Below are 22,341 nucleotides of genomic sequence, written 5' to 3' on the forward strand. Positions count from 1 at the left end.
GTCCCCAGCCTGAGACCCTCGGTCGCCCAGCCCGGTATGACTTAAGACCAACAGCAGCACTGACCGCCAGGCCGGGCCGCGCTGAGACGACACCCACCTGCGGACGTCCGCGTCCCCGACGCGGTGAAGGTCAGCCGATGACGGACCGGTCGAGGTGGTAGTGGTGCCACCAGTCCGGGCGGTAGGTGCGGATGACACCGTCGGTGCGGGTCAGGAGAAGGTAGTTGCCGTCCTGCACCAACGCCGCGTCCTCGTCACGGCCAGCGAGAACCCTTCCGACCGCCGCCATCATGTTGGGGATCCCCTTCCCGGCGATGTCGTCGGCGCGCATGGAGAAGGTGACGGACACGTACGTTGCGGGTTTCCATTCCCACCGTTCCTCGTCGTCGGTTTCGGCCTCCCAGTAGCCGTCTTTGCCGGCGCGGACGGTGATGGCGTAGCCGCGTTGGTCGTACAGGCGGGCGGAGAGCAGGGCAGGGTTCGATGTGGGGCGTGGGACTTCGCGGGGGTCGGCAGCGGTCAGGGCAGCTACCTCGGCGACGGGCGGGTCACCGGCCAGGACCAGGCGGAACTCCACGGCCATCAGTGTGCCCTCTCAGTCTCGCCGGACGATCTGACGGATCGTACCGTCGCGGGTTACCACCGCCAGTTCCTTCAGCCCATCGATCGGCCACTTGTCGAACTGCCGCCGTAACGCCACCACGTCACCTTCCCAATCTTTCAAGTTGAGCACCACCCGCTGGGTCTGCTCATCGTCGATCTTCTCCCGGACCTGGCTCCACACGTTGCGCACCGATGTTCGGGCCTGGGGCGAGTAGCAGTCGAAGACGTGCCCTTCGATCAGATAGTCCGGGTCCTTGTCCGGGTTACCACGGTCACCGGTACGGTCACGGGCGTCGCCGACCTGCTCTCCCGTGGGATTCTGATGCACCCGATAACCCTTGCCGGCGACGGTGTCGGCGCACTCGTTCTCCAACTCCAAAGCACGCCGGGTGCTGTCGTCGATCTTGGCGCCGACTCGGGTACGCGGACCCGTCGGCGTGCCGTTCTCGACCCCCGTGGCTCTTCTCCCCCACGCAGGAAGGTCGTCCTGTTGCTGCTCGGACACGACGCGAGGCGTGTCGCCGCGGGTCATGGGCGCAGGGCTGGCTGGCGTGGGAGGACCAGCCCCGATCAGTTTCCCGACGAACCCAGCCCCCGCGCCTGCCCGATCGCCGCTTCCGCAGCCTGCTGCACCGCGCCACAACGCTGCACCACCAGCACCAGGACCTGCTTCACGCCGTCGAGAGACTGCAGAAGCGGGCCCGGCTGCCCGCCCCGCAGCACCGTACCGACGAGTTGCCGGGCCTGATCGACATGACCGATCGTCGCAGTTGTGGCTTCACGGGCACCGGCAATCGCCTGCTGCACCTGCGCCAACCTGGAGATGGTCTCCTGCGGAGTGGCAGCCTCCCGAGGCACACTCGCGGCAGCGGTAGCCGCCTCACCCACCGTCCCGGCGGCCCCACCCAGCCCCGCCTGAACAGCGGAAATCGAGACACGAACCCGCGTCATCCCCGCCGCGACCGCCGCGAACCCCGCACCCACCGCCCGGGCAGCGACCTGCTGAACCTGATGATCAGCCGCCGCGGTGAGACTCTGCGCCCGCTCCAGACCCGCAGTCACCGCCCGCACCTCGCCAGAGACCTCCTCCACGCTCGACACGAATCAACCACCCCAACCGAGAACCGACTCCGAACCCAGCAACCTACCCGGCCACATCACCTCCCGGCGATACACCGCCATCGAACAACTGACCGCAGCCATGCCGCCTCCTCCCGCTTCAGACTGGCCGAGCCAGTAGGAACTTCCAGCACCGGGATGCCGACAGCGAAGGTCGGGCTTAGGGCTACATGTTGAACCAGCTCACCGGGGCCGGTCAGCTCGCGCCATCGGAGCACCACACACGGGTCCGTCTCCCCGAGGACGCAGCCAAAGTGGACATCCGAATCGCACGCCGGCGATCTACGCTGAGGGCTGATGACTCGGGCTTGCGGGAGGGTGAATGCCTACGGCGGCGGACTATCTCGCGATCACCCCGTCCGCAGCCCGTGCCCAATGGCACTCGATCGTCGTACGCCCATGGGCGGCCGAGGGCCGTCGGCAGGTCGCCTTCACCCCGGTGGAGACGCTGCTGTGCTTGGCCGCGAGCCTGCTGGTCGACCACCGCCGCTACGGCGGTTCGACGGCGCACCGTGCCGAGGAGCCGGTCCCCAGCCTCATCGCCGCAGGCGAATCCCAGACAACGGAATTCAAGTCCAGCGCCCGATGGAACCCCCATACCAGCCAGTACGAGGATGCTACTACCAGCGAGCCCGATTTGGTCGCCAGGGGCATCGACATCTTCCACTTTCTTCTTGGCGTCCTTGCCGGGCGGTTGTCAAGCGTCCACCGCACTCCCTGCCATCCTTGCAGGGAGTTATTGGTGTCAACTTCATCCACTCGACCCGCCTCGCTTTCGCCGGTCGTAGTCCGCTGGTCCAGGGGGCCAACCTCCGGCCCGGCGCAGCCCGTCCGGCAGCCGGTTCGCCGGCGGAGCGGTGGCCATGGGCGCTCTGATTGGCAGCGGCGTGGCGGGCGTCGCCGGTGCTCCATAGCCCCTCCTAGCCTCCGGAGCGGTGCTGGCCGGCGTGGTCAGCGTGTTCCTCAGGAGTCCAGCGACCGGCTCCAGCTGTTTCTTGCGGTGCTCAATCCGTGCGGTGGTGGTCCGAGCGCCGCGATCGCAGGCGGCGAGACAGCGCGAAATCCCAGCGCTGCGCCTGCTGTGTGCCGAACCACCTTCGGTCGACTCGGGGGCAGCGTTCATGAGGCCGCTGACGGGCGGTGACAGGGCACCGGAACAACTGCACCCAGCCGGCGGTAAACCGGGCTGCCTACACGAACACGCATGTCGACGGCCGCGGCGCTGCCGGTCGTGATCATTCCCTCTTGAGATTTGGCTGAACCACCCGCTCAAGACAGGTGTGTAGGCCCAACGGTCGATGCGAGCGCTACAGATCGCCCTAGATGGGTCTCGACTGAGGAACGATCACGACCTGTGAATTCACCTCGTGATCTCAATACTGTCGGGAGCCCGATAGCGGGAGGCCGTAACCTCCACTATTTCCCCTGATCAACCGCCATATGACGACAGACGATCTTGCGCATGCGCAGGTGGCTTACGCCTGGTGGACTTGCCAAAGGTGATGCTTATCTTCAAGCTTCGTAACGCATCGCACGCGGTCCGGAACGGAATGTGAAGGTGACTCAGAAGATGGCGCATAGTCGAATGGACGTTCGCCGAGGTGAGAGTCGTAACGGCGCAGGCCGTGATGGGCTCGGAGACGAGTTGCTGGTGGTGACGTTGCGCTGGAGGAGGGCTCTCCCGCGCCACAGGCGGCTCTCAAGGCCAAGCCGTGGTGGAGGCTGGAGGACGGGTGCCGCGCCGGCGCTCACCCACCGGGCCATCTGCGTAGTCCTCATTGCGCAGATGACCACGAAGCCTTGGGTCGGCGCACTCGGCGCCTTGGCGATCACCCTCCCCGTTTTCGTCGGGCGGCTAAACATTCGGATCATCGCAGTGGCCGACGACCCGACGCTGCCTACGTCCGAGAGCGAGTCGGATTTTCTTGAGAAGGCGACGACCAACCTCGACTCATAGCCCCGGTCTCGCGACTGGCCTCATGGTGAGAGAAGTCGTCTGTCCCGAAATGCTTTCCAGCATCTCGGTTAACGATTGGCCGGCGTCCCCGTAACGATCTGCCGTCCGTCGTAGGTTCTCAAAGGTCGCCTTGTATTTACTGACCGCAGATTTCTCATCGACGAAGGCCGTGTCGTTTCTGGCGTTGTCCAGGTAGACGATACTCGCGTCTTCCGGCGAACTAAATTCGAGTATCGAGAAAGGCCCGTTCATGCCGATGTGGCCGTCACTTGTGTCCGGAACGACAACGATTGTGGCGAGGTCCCGCTCCAGGATTTGGATGAGATGTTGTAGCTGCTCGCGCATGATCTCAATATTTCCCAGCGTGCGGCGCAGCGCCGACTCGTCAATCGCCACCCGCAGCTGCGAAGCATCGAGTCTGCCGAGGACCCGGGCTTGCCTCTGCTGCCTAATCTTCACTCGCGAGGCGATCTCGTCAGGGTGCAGCTCCGTTGTGGCAGTGGCTTCGATGATCGCGTGCGCGTACGCGGGCGTCTGCAGGAGTCCCGGCACGTACAGGGGGTGGAAGTGGCTCGCTCTCACGGCGGCGTCCTCGTACCCGAGGAACTCCATGTAGGCCGGCGTCAGGAGGTCCCGATGTTCACCAGCCCAGTGGTGTTGTCGCGCCTGGCGGGCGAGTTCCAGCATCTCGCGTACCTCGTCGGCGTCCGTCACCCCGTAGTAGTCAAGAAGATACCGGAGGTCATTGGCGGCAATACTAACGAATCCGCTTTCGATCCGGACAAGTTTGGAAATCGACCATTCCATCCCTCGTCGGACCTGTTCGAGGGTGTATTGGTTCTCTTCGCGGAGTTTGCGCAGCCTTAGCCTAAGGCGTCGGCGTGCGATTGTCGCCCCAAGATTTTCTGTCGCCATGCGCACACCCCTTGCTCAGGCTTTATGCAAGTTGCAGTACGGAAATACGTTCTGCACTTGAGGTCGTGTAGGTAGCAAACTGCGTATGTTCTTGTTGCTTTAATCTATCAGAGCATGGTCGACGGCCTTTAGGCTGGTGGCCGTAAACGATAGACGTTAAATCCAAAAATCTTTATCCGCTGATATGCTCGAAACAAGGGCGCCGCTGCGGGGAATATCCAAGAAGACTGCCTGGCGGACTGAACTCATGAACCGTAAGTGCAGAGTCCCGGAGTCGTGGAACTTCCATTGTCTAGCGGAACCGGCGGCTCGACGGTCAGGGTTAACCCGGAGGAGGGTTTCGTGAAGGACAACAGCCCGCGTTGGAGGCGGCGCAGCTCCCGATGCCAGCAGGAGACATGCGTCTACGTGACGGGGTACGACACTCACGTGGAGGTCGACAACGGCCCCGATGACACCGCAACTCTCCGCTTCAGCGCCTCTTCCTGGAGTGGCTTCGTCCGGGCCATCCGAGCAGGCGAGATGCTCCGCCGGCAGATTCACTGACGCCACCTCCCATGTCCTCCGAGGCGCCCGGCGCCGAGCACAACGTTCTCGATAGCTTCCGGTGCCCGGGAGCCTCCCGCCACGTTTGGCCCGGACCAGGCGGTTTGGCTCGTAACCCTAGGCGCTAGGCAAGGTGGTCACAAGGCAGCCACGGCTGATGCGCACTCGCATTGATTGGCCTCCTAGCCTGACGAAAGATTCTGCTGTCGGTCCTGGACATCCGTGACTTCTATTCGCGCGGACTCAACGCACAGATGCGGCTCTCGCTGCCACCCGGGACGAACCTCCTTCTGGGTCGATTCGGCAGGACAGGAGGGCCGCGTCTGGCGAGGAAGCCGCCGCCCCAGAGCTCGCATAACGACAACGGACCGCTCTCAGGTCGCGCCGCGCAGCGTCACCGCGAGATGATGTCGGATATCTGACTGGAGAAAGTGATATTGCCGGGGCGCAGTATCAAGAAGCTGAGGCCGCCGACTTGTGACCCAGGCGCACTTCTCGTTCCGTACGAGTCGCGAACCCGGGTGTCTGACGACAACGACATCCCCTCACAACCAGCAGCTCGCCTCACGAGGGTGCCGAGTGCTGGAAGTGCCTAGCCTGCTTCCTCGTTCACCTCGTCAAGGCAATGCGGTGTCTGCGGAAAAGACTGTCGAAGAAGGCCGTGACCAGCGGGCGCGCCTGGCCCTCGTCGTGGAGTTCGTTCGTGCCGAATCGGTACACCTCGTAGCCGGCGAGGGTGAGGTCACGGCTGGCTGCCATCGTGCGGGCGTACTCGTTGCCGTCCGGGAGCCAGCGCCGCTGGCCGTCTGCGGCCTCACGCTCGCTTGCGTAGTGCGTTTGCCCGTCGACCTCCAGCACGATGCGGGCACCTGCCGGGGCAAGTAGTAAGAAAGTCCATGCGGAACTGCGCCAGCGCGTCCTTCCCGCGGGTCTTCACGGTCTTCGGGTCCCAGTGGCGCCGCACCTCGGGCAGGAGAGCCGGAAGTTTCCTGCAGGGTGGAACGGTAGATCTCGTGGTACAGCTTGAACAAAAGCAGCTGATGCCTCGAGCCTGGCGGCACGCTGCTGCCGAGCCGTTGATACAGCTCCCGCTTGGCCTGGTGATCGTCCTTGACCTGGCGGGTGTCCGACCACCAACTCTGCAGATCACACCAACGCAGGCCCCCGGACCCGACAGGTCGGTCGTAGACGAGGACATCCCCGGTGGGATCCACCACCTCGACATCGCTGTCGATGACGTCGATGAGCCGCAGATCCGGCTTTCTCGCGCACGCGAAGATGAGCTGCTTGGGCCTGCCGGCCCTCGACCCAGTGGCTACCAGGTGGAAGGTCGCGTGTGTGGTGGTGACGACGACGTTGAGGGGGAGCCGAGTTGGTTGATCAGCCAGGTCCACCGCTCCACGGCGATCGTGTCGTCTGGCTTCGGCACGCATCAGCCGCGAGGGCTGGTTGGGCGGGTCGGCTCCACCTGCTCGTTGCCGTCGTCAGTGTCGTGCTGAAGGTGAGGGCGTCCGGCGAGCGGGTACGGCATTTGTCCTGTGTGGTGGGTGATGCCTATGGCGCGGGCTATCAGATTGGTGGTGAGTGTGTAGATGGCGACGGTGGCGGCGATGCCGGCGGCTATGGGCCAGGGCGCTGCGGTGGCGTTGATGGTGGGGTCAGTGGCTGCGGCAGTTCCGGTGGCGAGGGCGAGGACGGCGGTGAGGGCGTTTTGGGTGAGGTGGTAGGTGAGGTTCCCCCGGTAGCTCGGAGGCTTTCGATCATGCTCTGATGGAGCTGAAGGGAGTCATCCGTGGCAGCACCGAAGAAGTACCCCGATGAGCTGCGTGAACGTGCGGTGCGCTTGTATCGGGAGTCGGACCCGAAGCCCGTGATCCGCCAGCTGGCCCGCCAGCTTGGGGTGCATCACGAGGCGTTGCGGAACTGGATCCGCCAGGACGAAGCCGACCGTGGGCAGCGTGACGACCGGCCCACGACCTCCGACTTGGAGGAGCTGCGCCGCCTGCGGCGGGAGAACGCCGAGCTGAAGCGCGCCAACGAGATACTGAAGGCCGCGTCGGCTTTTTTCGCCTCGGAACTCGACCCAACCCGGCGACGGTCGTGACGCTCGTCGACGAGCTGCGCGATCGCTTCGGGGTCGAGCCCGTCCTCCGGGTCCTGGGCGTAGCCGTCTCCACCTACTACGGCTGGCTCGCCCAAGCCGCGAATCCGTCCGCTCGGCGCCGCGAGGACGCGGAACTGGCGGTCGAGATCGCCGAGATCCACGAGGTCTCCGGCGCCACCTACGGCAGTCCGCGGGTGCACGCCATGCTGCGCCGCCAAGGCCGCCAGGTGGGCCGCAAGCGGGTCGAGCGGTTGATGCGTACCGCCGGACTGCAAGGGGCGTTCCTGCGCAAGAAGTGGCGCATCCCCTCGACCCGGTCGAACCCAAAGGCGACACCGGCACCGGATTTGGTCAACCGGCAGTTCACCGCTGCGGCACCGAACCGGCTGTGGGTCGCCGACGCCACCCGCATCCCCTGCGGCGAGGGCGTGTTCTGGCTCGCCGCCGTGCGGGATGTCTTCTCCAACCGCATCGTGGGCTGGCGGTGTTCCGACCGCTGCGACACCGACCTGATCCTCGGCGCCCTCGAATACGGCATCTGGTCGCGTGACGTCCGCGACGGGCAACTGATCCACCACTCGGACAGGGGCTCGAACTACACGTCGTTCCGCTTCGCGCAACGCCTGGCTGACAACGGAATCTTGCCCTCGATGGGGTCGGTCGGCGACAGCTTCGACAACGCCCTGATGGAGAACTTCTGGTCGACGTTGAAGATCGAGTTGGTCTACCGCAACTCGTGGCGGACCCGCGACGAGGCGGAGAACGCGATCTTCAGCTACATCGACGGGTGGTACAACACCCGGCGCATCCAGAAAGACCTCGGCTGGCGATCCCCAGACGAGTACGAAGCCGCCTGGCACACCCGCCCGCAAGGCCCCGACGGTCACCAGGCCCAGCAGGACGAGGCAACTATCGTTCAGCCTGAGCCCACCGGCGCCAGGTAACCAACCCTCCGGCCAACCGGGGGAACCTCAAGGCGAGGGCGGCTTCGAGTCCGCCGGTGCGGGTGGTGAGCCAGCCGAGGGCGATGCCGATGGTCAGTACGGCGAGGGTGCCCCATGGTCCACCGTTGGTGCCGTGTAGCGCGGTGAAGATGACGGCTTGCACGCTGATGGCGGGCCAGGGCGAGTGGGTCAGGCGGCCGATCGCTTGGAGGATGACGCCTCGGGCGACGTACTCCTCGGCGGCGACCTGGGCGACGATGAGTACGAGCAGGATCGTGAGGATGGTGAGGTAGGGGCCGGGGCCGGTCCAGGTCGAGGGTTGCTCCTGCGCCGGTGCGGCTTCGATGCCGACGATGACGGCGGTGAGGCTTCCGAGGCAGGCCGCGAGGACGATGCAGGTGGCGGCGATAGCCAGGCAGAGAGCTAGCCAGGGCCAGCGTAGCCGTCCGGTGACGCTGCTCAGGGTGCCGATACGACGTCCCTCGCCGCAGCGGATGATCAGCAGGGTCACGGGCAGGATGCAGGCGATCGCGGCGAAGGACAGGACCAGTTCGGTGTAGTGCCCCAGGACGGGCAGCCCGTCCGGGGCAACACGCTCCATGGTCAGGATGAAGGTGAGCGGGACGATCTGGGTGGCGACCAGCACGGCCAGCGCGGTCAGCAGTGACCGGCGTCGGGAGATGTGGTGGGTGAGCCGGTGGTAGGGGGTGCCGGCCGGCGGCACGAACGAGCGCATAGCTGACGGTTCTCCATGGTGCTGATGGGCGTGATCTCGGTCCGGTGATGTCCGGGTGGTGACGAGCAGGAGTGGGCCGATCATGGGTCGGCGCCGCCTGGTGGGAAGCCGGTGTTGTCGGCGGCGGGTGGGGTGGTCATGACGAGGTGTCGTACGGCGCAGCGCACGCAGGGCAGTGCCGTGTCCCGTCGGGTGTCGGCGATGTGACGTCCGATGCTGGTCGGGTGCGGCGGGGTGGGCTCGTCGGCGAGGTGCAGGTGTAGGGCGATCGCCGCGATGACCGCCAAGGCGTGGAACACGAACGGGATGGCCTTTCGGACAGTGGTGACCGTCGGCGGGCTCAGCGCTGCGGGCGGCGGCCGGCCGGAGGGTGGCGGCGTCTATCGGACTCGGGTCTGGTCTGGCGTGGCCGGTGTGACGGTGGCGGTGTGTTCTCGGTGGAGGATCAGGACGTAGGAGAACAGGCCGGGTCGGGGTCCGGTGAGGTGTTCGTGGGCGGCCAGTAGTTCGCCGGTGGTGGGGTTGATGAGCAGCGTGGTGGTGGAGTCGTCGGCGGTCACTTGGAAGGTGTGTCCGGTGCGTCCGGCGGGGTCTGTGCTGTCTCCGCGGTAGGTGATGCCGGGGATCGTGGCGAGGACGCGCAGGGTGGTGGCGCGGTCCTGGTGGTGGAGGTATTGGTTGGTGGCGAGTGCGGCGATGCCGGTGGCGACCAGTCGCGGGTAGGCGGCTTCTCCGGCGAGTTCGGGTGGGGCGAGCAGGGCGGTCAGGGTGTTCGGGTCGGTGGGCAGTGGTTCGGGTAGGTAGGGGCGCAGGGTGCCGGCGGGGTGTCGGGTGGTGGTGGGTCGGGCCTGGGTGAGCTGTGTGTGTTCGGCGGGGGTGGGTTGGTGGTGCAGGTGGGGCAGGTCGGGGGTTCGGCGGGTGATGTCGTGGCCGGAGCCGTTGGTGTGGTGGCGCCAGCGGCGTAGGTCGGTGCGGGTGATGGTGGTGGTGGCGCGGGCCCAGGTCTGGGTGTGGAGGTAGGTGTAGGGCAGGTCGTTGGGCTGGTCTGTGCGCAGTGTGCTGATGCTGTCGGCGAGGGTGTGCAGGCGTTGCCGTGCGGTGGGCTGCGGTGTGGTGTCCACCGTGCCGGGCGTGGGGCTGTCGGGTTGGGGTGCGGGCGGGTTCGCCGCAGGTGTGAGTGTGGGGTTGGGGGGTGTGCTGTGGCAGCCGGCGAGCAGGACGCCGCCGAGGGCGGCGGCGGCCACGCGGGCCGGCGCGGTCGATGTGGGCACGGGGTTCCCTTGCTCTGGTGGTAGGACGCCGCAGGAGGGTCGGCGTGGTGGAGGCAGCCCTGCTCGCGGGCGGGCCGGTGGTTGGTTCAGTCGGCCGTGGTGAGTGGGACGGGTCGGCCGGCGCGGCGTAGCGGCCACAGCCGTGGGCTGCCGGGGGTGTGGAGGGGCAGTCCTGGGTGGTAGCCGTGTCTGGTCAGGAAGTCGCGTGTCCTGGTGGTGGTGACGACGGTGTCGATCGGGAGACCCTGGCGGTCGGCGAATCGGTGGTGGTGTTCGAGCAGCGCCTGGCCGATGCCGTGGCCGCGGGCGGTGGGGGTGACGTGCAGCCAGGCGAGCCAGTGGTGTGCGGCGGCGGAGCGGTACCGGCCGAGCAGGGCGTGCAGTCGTTGGAAGCGCAGGAGGGCGCGGTCGGGGGTGGTGTTGAGGTGGTGGCGGAACAGTGGGGGTGTGTGTGGTGTGGGGTGGTGGTGCCATACGGCGACGGCGCTCATATCGAGGGTGACGTCGACGGTGCCGGATTCGACGGCGTGGTCGATGTCCATGGCGAGCAGTGTGTGGAAGGTGGCGTGGCGTTCGGCGGGGTCGGGCAGGAGCCATGCGGCGACCGGGTCGGTGGTGGTGGCGTCGGTGAGCAGGGCGGCGATGGCGGCCACGTCGCTGGGCTGCGCGGGGCGGATCATCGGCGCAGCTGTGGTGGGGGCGTTCACAGTGACCGCCGGCTGGTGCGGCCGGTGCGGGCGGGCGGGAACGCTGTGCGGCTGCCGGTGGGGGTGGTGGTGCCGCGCCACATGCGCCAGATGGTGGGTCCGCCTGCGGGCAGGGTGAGGGTGGGGCCGGTGGTGTAGCCGCGGCGCAGGTACAGCTGCCGGTTGCGCGGGTTGGTGGCTTCCAGGTAGGCGGGTAGGGCGAGGTGGTCGAGGTGGCGGTGGTGGTCGGTGAGTAGGGCGGCGCCGATGCCGTGGTTTTGGCGGGCGGGGTCGACGGCGATGTAGGCGAGGTAGTGGTGGGCTTCGGCGGGGTGGTAGGCGGCGAGTATCTGTTCGAGCAGCATGAACCGTTCGGCGTGGATGCCGGCGATGGCTTCGAGTTGTTTGTCGCGGGTGCGCGGGCGGGCGGGGGTGGGGTGCAGGCGGGGGTACCAGATGGCGGCGGCGGACTGGTCGCTAGTGGTGTAGACCTTGCCGTGGGTGAGGGCGTGGTCGAATGCGTCGGCGAAGTAGCGGTAGTAGACGCTGCGTCGGCCGTCGGGGTCGGGTACGAGCCAGTCGGCGACGGGTCCGTGGTGGAAGGCTTCGGCGAGGACGGCGATCAGGGGGCCGGCGTCGGTGGCGGTCGCGGGTCGGACGGTGACGGTGGTCAAGGCTGCGGCTCCTTGCTCAGGCGGGTTGGCGGGTGGGGTCGGGAGTGCGGGCGCGTCGGGTGGCGCTGTCGGCGCCGAGGCCAATCGAGGCGTAGGCGAGTGGGTGGGTGGTGCGCAGAATCAGCGCCCAGGCGATGCCGGCGAGTGCGGCGGCGGCGTAGGCGGCGGGCAATGCCCAGCGCAGTGGTGAGTCGGGGGTGACGCCGAGGAGGGTGGCGAACTCGCGCAGAGTGGCGGTGAGGATTCCGCCGAGCGCGAGCGTGGCGATGCCGGGCGCGATGAGGGTGTGCCACAGGCTGTCGGTGCGGGTGCTGCGCCGGTAATAGGCGACGACGGCGGCGGAGGTGACGGTCATGAGGATGAGGACGCCGAGGCCGCCGGTGACGGTGACCCAGAAGAACAGGTACACGATCGGGTCGGCGCCAGCGGCGGCGTAGCCGGTGATGACGGCGAGGGCGAGGCCGCTCTGGGTGAGGGAGCCGATTTTCGGGGCGCCGGTGCGGCGGCTGGTGTTACCGAACACCGCCGGTAGCACGCCTTCGCGGCCGAGGGCGAACAGGTAGCGGGCCACCGTGTGGTGAAACGACAGGATCGCGGCGAACAGTGAGGTGATGAACAGGATGCGGGCGATGGTGATGATGCTGTCGGCCAGGTGCGGCGACACCAGGTGGAAGATCAGGTCGGTGCCGTCCGTACGTGCTGCGGCCACGATGTTGTGCGGGCCGGTGGCGACGGACATCGCCCACGCCGACAGCCCGTACAGGATGCCGGTGACCGCGACCGCGATGTAGGTGGCGCGGGCCACGGTCCGCCGTGGATCCTTGGTTTCTTCGCTGAACACGACGGTGGCTTCGAAGCCGACGAAGCCGGTGATCGCGGTGACCAGCGCGGCGCCGATACCGGCGGCGAGGATGTGTGACGGGGCGAGGGTGTCGAGGCGGACCTGCCCGTCGGCGGGATGGGTCAGCATGACCGTGTCGAACAGCAGCGCGACGGCGCATTCGGTGACGAGCACGACGGCCAGGACGCGTCCGTTGATGTCGATGCGCGCCACCCCGAGACCTGCGACCACGGTCCAGATGGCGAGGGCGCACACCCACCAAGGCAGGGGCCAGCCGTAGCGGTCGTTGAGGAACTGGGCAGTGACGGCGCCGGCTCCGCCGTAGAGGCCGACATGCATCGCGCTGTACGCCACCAGCGCGACCATCGCCGCGCCGACGCCGGCCGGACGACCCAGGCCGTGGGTGACGTAGGTGTAGAAGGCGCCGGCGTTGACGATCCGCCGCGACATGGCGACGTAGCCGACCGAGAACAGCGCGAGCACGGCGGCGACGAGCAGGTACGCCACGGGGATGCCGGTGACGCCGGTGACCGCGTAGCCGGTGGTGGCGCCACCGGCGATGACGGTGAACGGTGCGGCGGCGGCGATCACGAAGAACAGCACCGACACGGTGCCGAGCCGTCCTCGGGCCAGCACAGCGGACACGGTGTCGGGTCGGGTACGGGGCATAGCGGTACCTCTCGCAAGCGGTGGGGATGGTGGATGGGGTGGCCCGGGCGGGTCAGGTACGGTGGGCCAGGACGCTGGCGTCGACGACGCTGCCAAGATCAGCGAACAGGGCGCGCAGCTGCGGATGAGCACGCTCGACCTGCCGGCGCAGGAACACGCGGGTCGTCGACGACGCGCCGTCGAGCAGCAGCGAATCCAGGTGGGTGTGGACCGCCAGACCGGCCAGCGTCACGTCGAAGTCGTTGAGCTGCTGCCCGGTACGCAGCGCGTGTGACAGCCGCGCCCACGACCAGGCGGCGGTGTTCGTGTCCGCCGGCACCCACACGGTGCGCTGCCACCACCACCGGCCCTCGTGCTGCGGCGCGATCAGCCCGCCCTGCCACATGCGTGTCGCGACCTGCTCGTAGGCGGTGTTGGCCAGAAACATCAACCAGGTGCGGGTGGCGGTATGCCGGGACTCGGCGGCCAGCCGGTCCAGCACGAGATGCTGCAACCAGTCCCGCGGCGTCGACTGAGCGGTCACGCGAAGGTGCTGACCGACGAACGTGACCCGCCCGTCCCAGCACAACTCGGCCAGCAACGCCGCCGCCAGACCGTGCGCCATCGCCGGATCGAACAGTCGAGGCCGACCGGACTGGTCGTCGTGGGCCAGGAAGAAGAACTCGTCGGCCAACCGCATGGTCTGCGCGACCCCGCGCACCGGCCGACTCGACCGCACCTGCGGCGGGTAGACGGGAACCGGCCGGGTGTCGTCGTCGGCGGCGCCAGGATGTGGGAAGTTCACCGCAGCGGGCCTTCCTCAATCGATCGGTCAACAGACAGCGGCAGGCCGAGCTGCCGCAGAAGGTCACGACCACCGCGGTGACGGGCCAGTTCCTCGAACGCCCACGCGTACTGCCCACACCCGTCGTCCCGACAGTGGAAACAGCTACGGTCGCCGCGATGCGCAAGCACCGTGGCCCGCGCCGAAACGAACCGGTCGACGGGCCGGTCGCTTTCCTCGCTACCGGTCACGGCATACGGCAGTGCCGGTGCAACGCGGAGAGTCTGGCCCGTACCTCCATACACGGCGGATGCCGCTCGACATGCGGGTAGTCACACTCCGGCCGGTGGCCGAGCACCCAGATCCACTCCTCGCTCCGGTTCGGCAGATCACGCAGAGCAGCGACGGCCACCGCTACCGCCGTGCCGGGGGTCAGGTCACGGCCGTAGGACCAGTCGTTCGCCGCCAACCGCAGCACCGTGCCCACCGCCAGGTCAGGCACGGGTACGGGACTACGGTTCATGACCCCGCCCTCCCCCACCCTGCGACGCGGTAGCCGGCCGGGCGGCCGACGGCGGCACACGCGACCGCACCGACCTGGTCAGCCATCGCCTCGACTCCTGCGGGGACGACGACTTCCACCCGGCAGCGCCCACGACCGCCGTCCCGCACCGGGACCCACACACCCGGACGGCGTCGCGTCCGAGGGCGTAACGGCAGTACCCTCACCGTGCACCTCGACAGGATCCGCGATCAGCGTCGCCGCCGGGCCCTGTTGATCCTCGACCCGGGTGGTCCTGCTGCCGGAGGAAGCGCAACCGAAAGGATTGAACGGCCGATCATCGGCCGGCACGAACCACTTCACGCCGGCGCACCCTCCCCTCACCTGACACCCGCCAGTGACGAATAGCTCCTCGCGAATCAACAATCACGCAACCCGCGAGAATCGGGAATGCCGACCTACGGACCGACCTCACGTACCGACTTACGGTCCGACCAGCACGTAACCAGCCAACACGACAGCTATTCGGATTCGTCAGAACCGTCAGCCCGGTTGGTGGGGTTACATTGAACGCATCCGACCGGCGGAACACCGCCGACCGAACATGAGCGACCCACGGCGGGAATCCGAACAGGACCTTCCCCGTCTACCGCAGCTACACCTCGGCTACCACTCGGGATGGAACTCGGAGGGAGGTCTCGATGCCGCGCCACCCCGACACCGTCGTCACTCCCAACGCGCTGCTGGCCGCAGCACGGCATCGGCGGCACTCGCCGCGACGTCCCGGTCAACACCTGTCCCGAGCAGAGTTGGCCGACGCCGTCAACGCCGCCCTCGACCGCCTCTACCCCGCACGAAGCCTCACCGCCCACTACGTCGACCACCGCTGGGTCGGCAAACTCGAACGCGGCGAGCACCGCTGGCCCAGCCGCGAACGCCGCAACGCCTTACGCCAAGTCCTCGGCGCCGCCACAGATGCCGACCTCGGCCTCTATAACCCACGACGTACGCCTTACGCCCCTCCACTCCCCCAGCTACCGGATCAGATTGCTACCGTCCGAGCGATAGGCAGACACGTCGACGACGCACTCCTCCACGGCGATCCACAGGCCTGGCAACGAGCACTCGATCACCTGACCGCCCAGCCCACCCGAACCTGGCCCCAGCTCGGCGTTCGCGTACAGCAACATCTCGACATCCTCGACCGTCTTCAGCGCGACGGCACCCGCCCGCACCTCGCACGTATCGACGCCCAACTGTCAGAATTCATGAGCTGGATCGCTGACAACACCACCACCTCAACCGACGGTGCCAGGTGGCTCGACCGATCGCACCAACGAGCAACAGAAGCTAACGACCAGCCACTGACCGCCTACGCCTTCATGCGACAAAGCCAGCGCGCCCTCGACAACGGCGACATCCGCACCGCGATCGTCCTGTCACGCCGGTCCTTGTCATCCGGCCCGGTGCCCGCCCGCACCCGCACGCTATGCCTCACCCGCGTGGCCGAGGCTTTGGCGGCCAGCGGCAACGACGAAGACACCTTCACCGCGATCACGACCGCCCGCCGCGAACTACTCAACACCACCACCATCGACGCCGACGACGACCAGTTCGCCCGGCACTGCGACCCGCACTACGTTGCCGCAGTCGACGCTCGCTGCCGGCTCCTGCTCGGCGACCCGTCCTCCGCCGCCACGATCCTCACCGAACTCCTCAACGACCAAGCCCTCATCACCTTGATCGACACCGGACTCTGGCACGCCCACCTTGCCGAGTGCTACCTGCACCAAGACCCTGAACGCGCGGCAGACCACGCCACGGCCGCGCTGCGACTCGCGGACGAAACCGCGTCCTACCGCGTCATCCGCGCCACCCAACCAGTCGCGGTAGCGCTACGCCGCCACAAAGCCCTGCCCGCGGTACGGATCTTCATCGACAGGTACCGCACCGCAGTGACAGCCCAGTGACAAGATGACCGAATGGACCTGCTTCCGACCACCACAAGCACCGACGTCGCCTCCCGCACACCGGAGGTAGCGGTTCTCCCCGTCGGCAGCTTCGAGCAGCACGGTTCATTCCTGCCGCTGACCACCGACACGATCGTCGCCACGGCCATCTCCGCAGCCATCGCGCGACGGCACAATGTCCTGCTCCTACCGCCGATCACGCTGTCGTGCTCACACGAACACGCCGCCTGGCCCGGCACCGTCAGCATCACCCACCAGACCCTCACCGCAATCATCGAGGACACCCGGGCCTCACTCGCCGCGAGCGGAATCACCCGCCTGGCCATCGTCAACGGCCACGGCGGCAACTACGTGCTCTCCAACATCGTGCAGACCGCCAACGCCGTCACCCCGGGCTCGATGACCCTGTTCCCCACCCGAGAGGACTGGCACAAAGCCCGACAGGACGCACGCCTGGACAGCGATGCGCACCACGACATGCACGCCGGTGAACTGGAGGTATCCATCCTGCTGCACGTCCAGCCACACGCCGTCAGCGACGACTTCACCGACGGCGACCACGCCGCAGACAACCGTCCAATGCTGCTCGTCCACGGCATGAGCGCGTACACAAAAACGGGCGTCATCGGCCGGCCCTCAGCAGGCACAGCAACCAAAGGCCATGATTTACTTATGAGCCTCGCGCAGTCGTTCGACGATCACCTCGCCATTCTGCTACGAAAGCATTAACGCGAACACGTTCAATCAGACCCGCCTGTGCTGGGAGCCCAGGATGCCGCGGCACCCCGACACCGTCATCACCCCCACCGGCACGACCGTCAACGCCTCGACCAGACTCGGCCGGGATAAGGCAGGCAGCGACACTCCAACATGATCCGCGTGCACGGCGAGCACACCGATCAGCGTTGATGTTCCCAACGGGCGTGGTCCTCGGATGATCTTTCGGCTTCGACACCTGGATGTTCACCGAAAGACCGCGCCCGGCCTACCACCATGATCAGGAGCGTCCGCCCCAAAACACCCACGACGGGCATATCGCTACCTTGCCTGAGCCCTGAGCTAACGACGGTTCAGGGTTGAAACGCCCTGTCGTTCCTCGATGATTGGCCATCCAGCGTTTCCTGTTTCCTCTTTGGCGCCGGAAGGGCTAGAGCCTTGCGAACGGCCGGCAGCGATGCCACCCTACGACTTGCCTGAAAGGGGAATCGGAGTCCATGTCATTCCGAATATTTATCAGTTACCGCAAGTCTGATCAGTTTGCGGCTGCAATACTGCTTGACGAATCAATGCGAGCACGTTTCGGAAACGAGGCAGTCTTCCGAGACAGCCGCAGCATCCCGCTCGGCGCGGATTTTCGATCGCGGCTCTGGCAGGCGCTGAGCGAGTCCGACGTCCTGCTCACCGTGATCGGTGAGCAGTGGTTGTCCGCCGAGCAGGATGGCGTGCGTCGGCTGGATATGCCGGACGACTATGTACGGCTGGAGATCGCCTACGCTCTGCGGTTCGGCTTGAACGTCGTTCCCGTGCTAGTCGGCGATACGCCCCTGCCGTCTGAGGGCGATCTGCCGCGCGATCTGCGGGAGCTGGCATACCGCCAGTACATCCGCATCGACGTCCGGACCGCCCATCAAAGCCTGGACATGCTCGCTGACCAGATCGCGAGGATCATCAGTGATCAGAACGGCGGGACACCCCCGCCCCCAGCGATCCCGCAGCACATGAGCGGCGAGAGTCAATACACTGTGGTCGCCATCCGCATTGACAAGTACATCGACCGGCCCGATCCGGAACAGGGCGCCCTACGCGCGACGATGTACGAGCAGTTGCTCCTCGCAGCCGCCGATGCAAGCCTCCCGTGGAGCGACTTCGCGGTCCAGGACTACCTCGGCGGAGTCCACCTCTTCGTACCCGGATTTACCTCGCCCGCGGCCATCGTGGTGGACTACCTGGACTCACTCGAAAAGCGGCTGGCACACCTGCCCGCAGCAGGGCGAAACCGCCTACGTCTGCGGGTCGCCGTCCACCTTGGAATCGCGAGCCGGGATCCGCATGGCTGGGCCGGTGCAGCTCTTGCCGTCGCCGACCGGATGGTAACGGCCGCCGTTCTCGCCGACGTACTGACAGCCCGGCCACGAGACCGGGTCGCGCTGATCGTCTCTGAAGGCCTCTACGAGGCTGTGGTAAGGCCCGGATACCGCGATGTGGATCCGGACAGTTTTGCCGCTGTCGACATCAAGACGGCGGGCCACCCGACCACCAAGGCGTGGGTGCGGAACGCGTCTGCCATGAAGCCGGCGCAGCGGCAGCGTTGGCCATGGCGGTTGACCACCGGGCTCGGTGTGTGCCTCGGCCTCATCGTTCCGCTCGCCTTCGTACTGTTCGATGGTCGCGCCGACCCGCGCTCACCGGGAGGAACGACGGTCCAACTCACGGACAACCGAGCAGGCACCCCCGTTTTCAGCGACGTGAACGGCACTCCCGCGGACGCCGCACGCATCCCCTTCGGCACATCGGTTCACGTCTCATGCAAGGTTCGAAACACCGTCGGTGGGATGACCAGCGTTCTGTATTGGTACCGCCTAGAGAGCGAGTGGCGGGGACTGTACGCGCCTTCCGACACCTTCGCCAACGGCGATGTTCCCGGTACGGGCGGCAGCACGAGAGTGGATGCCAATGTGCCGGACTGCTGATCCCACTAAGGAGCGGATGTGAAGATTACCACCGCCCGCACGGTTCCGGTCGTCGTCCTGGTCGCGATCCTTGCCGTACTGCTGCTCGGTACGGATCTGGTGCGGGCACGCCAGGGAGCCGCTCCGGCCGAACACCGTGCGGTTCTCAACTCAGATCTCGGCTGGATCAACCTCCGCCAGTGCACCAAGGCCACCTGCGTCGTGCTCGACCAGCCAGACAACGGCACCGTCGTCACCGTTCGGTGCTGGATAAGGGGGCAGATCGCCGACCCCGACGGTCATCCGGGACTCGACCGGTGGTACCTGGTCACGAAAATCGACGGACGCTACGTCGGATCCTCAGGCTACGTCTACGCCGCACTGCTCAACACACCACCCGAAGGGCTGCCGGGGTGCCACAAGCGGGAAGGCATGACCGAGATTGGCACCCGCTACCCGCTCATCCCCGAGGCCGGTCACGCGGTCACACTCGCTCGCGGACCCGCTGCGCCAGAGGGCTACTGGTACGCAATCACGGTCCGCGGGCTGCGTCCGCACACGACGTTCGAGGTGCGGTGCTTCGACTCGGAGGACAACACCCCCACCGACTTCCTACCTGACAAGCGCGGATTCCGCCGCTATCCGATCCGAACCGATGCGAACGGCAACGCCTACAGCGAGAGGGGCTGCTACTCCGCCGTGAACGGCAAGCACACCGTATCGGTCGACGACTGGTACTCAAACAGCGTGCTGTGGGGCGCCTCGCCAAGTAAGGACCCGGCCCTCACCAATGCTCCCAGGGCGCCTACCGTGGCACCCCGTACACCAGGGTTAGGCGGGGAGGACAGCCCGGTGGTTCGGCTCGCGAAGGGCCCCGCAGCGCCAAAGGGATACCGGTACGCGATAACTCTACGCGGCTTTCCCGCCATAAGCATGATTAACATCACCTGCTACGACAGCGTCTCGTCTGCCGGCTTCCACAGGTTTTCCCTGCGTACCGACAGCGAAGGAGGTGCCAGCACGACGAGCCAATGCTACTCGGGCGACGGGCCGGATCACTGGGTCGCGGCGAACGGCGTCGAGTCGAATCACGTGACTTGGTCCGGTGAATCGAAGGTTTCAGTACCATTGCCTTCTCCTGCCCCGCCCCCACCTCCGCCACCCAGCCCTGCCGTCTACCTGGCACAAGGACCGGCGGCGCGGGCTGGTTACCGCTACGCAATTACGTTAGACGCCTTCACACCGCACACGAGCGTGACATTGACCTGCCACGACTCAGTCGACCCGGACGGTTTCTACGCATTTAGCCTGCGAACCGACGGCAATGGTCACGCGTTCACCCAGAGCTACTGCTACTCCGGCGATTACCCAGACCACTGGGTAAGAGCGAACGGAGTCGAATCCAACCATGTCCACTGGTAGAGACGCCTTGGTCGTTGCCCGGCGCACCCCTGGGTCTTGGTCACGGCGACAGCGGCATCGTTCGCGCTCGGCGGTTGCGGCCGCGAGCGGACGGCTGAGCCGCTGTGGGCCGCAACTTCAGCTTCTGCCGTGACAGCATCAGCCCCGACGGCTTCAAGACCGAAACCCTCAGGACCGACAATGGGGTACCGCCGCCTCGGAGTCGTACTGCTACTCGGGCGAAGGCGAGGAGCACTGGATCACTGCCAACGGACAGGACTCGAAGGGGTTTGGTGGGCCTGACTCATCCGCCTCACTGTCCGCAGGCAACGTTCGCGCCGCGCAGGACACGGTCGCGGCGTCCGGCTACTGCTACCCAAATCTATAGCGGCGTGCTCGGCAGAGGTTGATTCGTTGCTCATGGTGCCGACGATGACCCGCTCGATGACGATGCCGCTGCTGGTGCCCAGCGCGGCCAGCAGGTGTACTGGGCTGCCGTCTGCCCGGGAGCGTCTCGCACGGCTTGCCGTCGATGGCGACGACCTGCCGGTACCGCCGTCGCTGGGGCTGATCCTGCAGCGAGGTGCGAACGCAGCCAGCTCGCGAGAACCGTGGACAGCAGGGGGCGCCCAGACGGATCAGCAGCCGTCACATCATGGTCGTGGCCGGTACCCCCGCGTAGGAAGCCGAGCCGTGCCTGGGCGATATTGTCCAGGTCGTGCCGGCAGACACCCCCGATCGCGACCATCGAGCGTGCCCCGCCATCACCGCCTACACTGCGGGCAACCCGGCCAGCGGGTGACGAAACCACGCGTTTGTGAGGGTCCGTTACCGTCGCCAGCGCGTGCAGCAAACCTGCTTGTTCACGTCGGGCACCGGAGATAGCGCAGATGGTAACTGCGGACAGTACCTGCATCGGGCATGTCGGAGACGCTCACAGACGTCGGGCTCCATTGACCGACGACCCGTCGGCACCGGGCCGGGGCGGCGGCACCGTACTCGCGCGTCCCAGTTTCACCGGCGAGAGAACGGGAGGTTCCGTCCAAGCAGCAGGGGTAGGGCTTTTGCGTGACACCGCCTCACGGATGCGATCGGTGAGATCGTCCCGGAACCGCTCGATGTCGACAGCCTGCAGCACGCCTTTATCGATGAGATATGTCAGCAGCTCCGACGAGCGCACGTCGCGTGCTTCGTCGCGATCAACTCCAGTCTTCCAAACCTGCATGATGAGGTCGAAGGTTCCCTCTTTGTCCTGCGGATTCTCGGCTAGGTGCGCGAGTAGTAGCTGGTAGGGGTCCAAGTCCAGTCCACGAAGGGTTGTCAGGGCTTCCTTGTGTCTTTCCAGCTCGCCGGAGTGTTCGATCCTCTTGATCTCGTTTGCACGCATGGCGGCCAACTTGGCCTGCTCGTGCCGCTCGACTTCAAGTTCCCTACGGCGATGCGAATCTCTGCGGTCGGCCAGATACTCACGCGCGGCGAAATCGGGAGTGAGTTGTGCGCATACATAATAGATCTTGATTCCTTCAGGAAGAGTGAAGCCTTCGGCGCATTCGCGGTTAAACCGCTCTTCGGCGAGGTGAGTCTCATCGATTTCAAATTCACGGACCGTGGCCCTCAGCGCGTCCCCGACGTAGTTGAGGATCGCGGAGTCGCCGTAGGTGATATTGCGGCGCACCACTTCGGCCGGATCCGTCACACGGAATCCAATGTTCAGTGTCGCCTCCAGATAATGAGCGCGCCTTGCGGTTGGCAGGTCCATCCCTCCCAATTTCGCGATTCGCCGATGATCGGCCACGTCTATCTCGTATCGCGTCCAGCCGAAAACTGGGGCCTGACGACTCCACTTGAACCGGACGCTATCCGGATAGCTCACCTCGCCTGCGGCGTTCGAGTACACGACGGTCACCCCCGGCCGGGAGGCAGGAGTACGCTGCCACCCAGGCCAGGCGATAGGTGCAGAGCGAATGATTG

General features: G+C 66.3%; 21 protein-coding genes. 7 read left to right on the forward strand and 14 right to left on the reverse strand.

What is annotated here, in order from left to right; genetic code table 11:
• Positions 1 to 130: 130 nt before the first annotated feature.
• The 3 genes from QQG74_RS21370 to QQG74_RS21380 form a co-directional block, all read right to left on the reverse strand.
• A complete protein-coding gene (locus QQG74_RS21370) occupies positions 131 to 583 on the reverse strand; it encodes a SitI3 family protein (RefSeq protein ID WP_341716535.1) in 453 nt (150 codons plus the stop codon).
• Between the two features lie 12 nt (positions 584 to 595).
• Positions 596 to 1,006: a hypothetical protein gene (locus QQG74_RS21375; RefSeq protein ID WP_341721303.1), complete on the reverse strand. Its 411-nt coding sequence runs from the start codon at positions 1,004 to 1,006 to the stop codon at positions 596 to 598.
• 167 nt (positions 1,007 to 1,173) lie between these two features.
• Positions 1,174 to 1,704, reverse strand: coding sequence for a DUF6244 family protein (locus QQG74_RS21380; protein WP_341716536.1), 531 nt, complete (start codon positions 1,702 to 1,704; stop codon positions 1,174 to 1,176).
• A gap of 1,804 nt (positions 1,705 to 3,508) precedes the next feature.
• On the opposite strand from QQG74_RS21380, the gene QQG74_RS21385 reads away from it, so the two are divergent.
• A complete protein-coding gene (locus tag QQG74_RS21385) occupies positions 3,509 to 3,679 on the forward strand; it encodes a hypothetical protein (protein ID WP_341716537.1) in 171 nt (56 codons plus the stop codon).
• On the opposite strand, the gene QQG74_RS21390 is transcribed toward QQG74_RS21385, so the two are convergent.
• Together QQG74_RS21390 and QQG74_RS21395 are read right to left on the reverse strand one after the other, a co-directional pair.
• Positions 3,674 to 4,594 (reverse strand): DUF5753 domain-containing protein, encoded by a 921-nt coding sequence (locus QQG74_RS21390; RefSeq protein WP_341716538.1) that lies wholly within the window; start codon positions 4,592 to 4,594, stop codon positions 3,674 to 3,676. The two genes, QQG74_RS21385 and QQG74_RS21390, sit on opposite strands and share 6 nt — an antisense overlap.
• A 1,155-nt stretch (positions 4,595 to 5,749) precedes the next feature.
• Positions 5,750 to 5,998, reverse strand: coding sequence for a hypothetical protein (locus tag QQG74_RS21395; RefSeq protein WP_341716539.1), 249 nt, complete (start codon positions 5,996 to 5,998; stop codon positions 5,750 to 5,752).
• Between the two features lie 934 nt (positions 5,999 to 6,932).
• Between QQG74_RS21395 and QQG74_RS21400 the strand changes: the two genes are divergently transcribed.
• Complete coding sequence (locus tag QQG74_RS21400; protein ID WP_341716540.1) at positions 6,933 to 7,244, forward strand: transposase; 312 nt, start codon at positions 6,933 to 6,935, stop codon at positions 7,242 to 7,244.
• Positions 7,241 to 8,188 carry an IS3 family transposase gene (locus tag QQG74_RS21405; RefSeq protein WP_341716541.1) on the forward strand — a complete coding sequence of 316 codons (948 nt, stop codon included), beginning with the start codon at positions 7,241 to 7,243 and terminating at the stop codon, positions 8,186 to 8,188. Before QQG74_RS21400 ends, QQG74_RS21405 begins: the two co-directional genes overlap by 4 nt.
• Here QQG74_RS21405 and QQG74_RS21410 read toward each other — a convergent pair.
• The 8 genes from QQG74_RS21410 to QQG74_RS21445 all read right to left on the reverse strand — a co-directional run bounded on the left by QQG74_RS21410 (position 8,154) and on the right by QQG74_RS21445 (position 14,351).
• Positions 8,154 to 8,924 carry a type II CAAX endopeptidase family protein gene (locus QQG74_RS21410; protein ID WP_341716542.1) on the reverse strand — a complete coding sequence of 257 codons (771 nt, stop codon included), beginning with the start codon at positions 8,922 to 8,924 and terminating at the stop codon, positions 8,154 to 8,156. The genes QQG74_RS21405 and QQG74_RS21410 overlap by 35 nt on opposite strands.
• Before the next feature lie 80 nt (positions 8,925 to 9,004).
• Positions 9,005 to 9,223 carry a hypothetical protein gene (locus tag QQG74_RS21415; protein ID WP_341716543.1) on the reverse strand — a complete coding sequence of 73 codons (219 nt, stop codon included), beginning with the start codon at positions 9,221 to 9,223 and terminating at the stop codon, positions 9,005 to 9,007.
• Positions 9,224 to 9,304: 81 nt separating this feature from the next.
• A complete protein-coding gene (locus QQG74_RS21420) occupies positions 9,305 to 10,195 on the reverse strand; it encodes a hypothetical protein (protein WP_341716544.1) in 891 nt (296 codons plus the stop codon).
• Between the two features lie 86 nt (positions 10,196 to 10,281).
• Complete coding sequence (locus tag QQG74_RS21425; RefSeq protein WP_341716545.1) at positions 10,282 to 10,875, reverse strand: GNAT family N-acetyltransferase; 594 nt, start codon at positions 10,873 to 10,875, stop codon at positions 10,282 to 10,284.
• 23 nt (positions 10,876 to 10,898) lie between these two features.
• Positions 10,899 to 11,555, reverse strand: coding sequence for a GNAT family N-acetyltransferase (locus tag QQG74_RS21430; RefSeq protein WP_341716546.1), 657 nt, complete (start codon positions 11,553 to 11,555; stop codon positions 10,899 to 10,901).
• 16 nt (positions 11,556 to 11,571) lie between these two features.
• Entirely contained in the window at positions 11,572 to 13,065 is a 1,494-nt protein-coding gene (locus tag QQG74_RS21435; RefSeq protein WP_341716547.1) for an APC family permease, read from the reverse strand.
• A gap of 52 nt (positions 13,066 to 13,117) precedes the next feature.
• Positions 13,118 to 13,849 carry a GPP34 family phosphoprotein gene (locus tag QQG74_RS21440; RefSeq protein WP_341716548.1) on the reverse strand — a complete coding sequence of 244 codons (732 nt, stop codon included), beginning with the start codon at positions 13,847 to 13,849 and terminating at the stop codon, positions 13,118 to 13,120.
• 226 nt (positions 13,850 to 14,075) lie between these two features.
• Positions 14,076 to 14,351, reverse strand: a complete 276-nt coding sequence (locus QQG74_RS21445) for a hypothetical protein (protein WP_341716549.1) — start codon at positions 14,349 to 14,351, stop codon at positions 14,076 to 14,078.
• A gap of 680 nt (positions 14,352 to 15,031) precedes the next feature.
• On the opposite strand from QQG74_RS21445, the gene QQG74_RS21450 reads away from it, so the two are divergent.
• From QQG74_RS21450 to QQG74_RS21465, 4 genes are all read left to right on the forward strand, one after another.
• Positions 15,032 to 16,300 carry a hypothetical protein gene (locus QQG74_RS21450; protein WP_341716550.1) on the forward strand — a complete coding sequence of 423 codons (1,269 nt, stop codon included), beginning with the start codon at positions 15,032 to 15,034 and terminating at the stop codon, positions 16,298 to 16,300.
• A 12-nt stretch (positions 16,301 to 16,312) separates the two neighbouring features.
• Positions 16,313 to 17,029 (forward strand): creatininase family protein, encoded by a 717-nt coding sequence (locus QQG74_RS21455; RefSeq protein WP_341716551.1) that lies wholly within the window; start codon positions 16,313 to 16,315, stop codon positions 17,027 to 17,029.
• 485 nt (positions 17,030 to 17,514) lie between these two features.
• Positions 17,515 to 18,990: a toll/interleukin-1 receptor domain-containing protein gene (locus tag QQG74_RS21460; protein ID WP_341716552.1), complete on the forward strand. Its 1,476-nt coding sequence runs from the start codon at positions 17,515 to 17,517 to the stop codon at positions 18,988 to 18,990.
• 18 nt (positions 18,991 to 19,008) lie between these two features.
• Positions 19,009 to 20,391 carry a hypothetical protein gene (locus QQG74_RS21465; RefSeq protein ID WP_341716553.1) on the forward strand — a complete coding sequence of 461 codons (1,383 nt, stop codon included), beginning with the start codon at positions 19,009 to 19,011 and terminating at the stop codon, positions 20,389 to 20,391.
• A 913-nt stretch (positions 20,392 to 21,304) separates the two neighbouring features.
• Here the strand turns inward: QQG74_RS21465 and QQG74_RS21470 are convergent.
• Positions 21,305 to 22,267, reverse strand: a complete 963-nt coding sequence (locus QQG74_RS21470; protein ID WP_341716554.1) for a hypothetical protein — start codon at positions 22,265 to 22,267, stop codon at positions 21,305 to 21,307.
• Between the last annotated feature and the right edge of the window lie 74 nt (positions 22,268 to 22,341).

It is taken from the genome of Micromonospora sp. FIMYZ51, assembly GCF_038246755.1.
Classification (GTDB): Bacteria; Actinomycetota; Actinomycetes; order Mycobacteriales; family Micromonosporaceae; genus Micromonospora.

What these genes read in the sequence shown, in the direction of transcription:
- QQG74_RS21370 (WP_341716535.1), bottom strand. Translation starts at nt 583, where the DNA reads ATGGCCGTGGAGTTCCGCCTGGTCCTGGCCGGTGACCCGCCCGTCGCC.
- QQG74_RS21450 (WP_341716550.1), top strand. Translation starts at nt 15,032, where the DNA reads ATGCCGCGCCACCCCGACACCGTCGTCACTCCCAACGCGCTGCTGGCC.
- QQG74_RS21385 (WP_341716537.1), top strand. Translation starts at nt 3,509, where the DNA reads ATGACCACGAAGCCTTGGGTCGGCGCACTCGGCGCCTTGGCGATCACC.
- QQG74_RS21460 (WP_341716552.1), top strand. Translation starts at nt 17,515, where the DNA reads ATGTCATTCCGAATATTTATCAGTTACCGCAAGTCTGATCAGTTTGCG.
- QQG74_RS21455 (WP_341716551.1), top strand. Translation starts at nt 16,313, where the DNA reads ATGGACCTGCTTCCGACCACCACAAGCACCGACGTCGCCTCCCGCACA.
- QQG74_RS21435 (WP_341716547.1), bottom strand. Translation starts at nt 13,065, where the DNA reads ATGCCCCGTACCCGACCCGACACCGTGTCCGCTGTGCTGGCCCGAGGA.
- QQG74_RS21390 (WP_341716538.1), bottom strand. Translation starts at nt 4,594, where the DNA reads ATGGCGACAGAAAATCTTGGGGCGACAATCGCACGCCGACGCCTTAGG.
- QQG74_RS21445 (WP_341716549.1), bottom strand. Translation starts at nt 14,351, where the DNA reads ATGAACCGTAGTCCCGTACCCGTGCCTGACCTGGCGGTGGGCACGGTG.
- QQG74_RS21425 (WP_341716545.1), bottom strand. Translation starts at nt 10,875, where the DNA reads ATGATCCGCCCCGCGCAGCCCAGCGACGTGGCCGCCATCGCCGCCCTG.
- QQG74_RS21410 (WP_341716542.1), bottom strand. Translation starts at nt 8,924, where the DNA reads ATGCGCTCGTTCGTGCCGCCGGCCGGCACCCCCTACCACCGGCTCACC.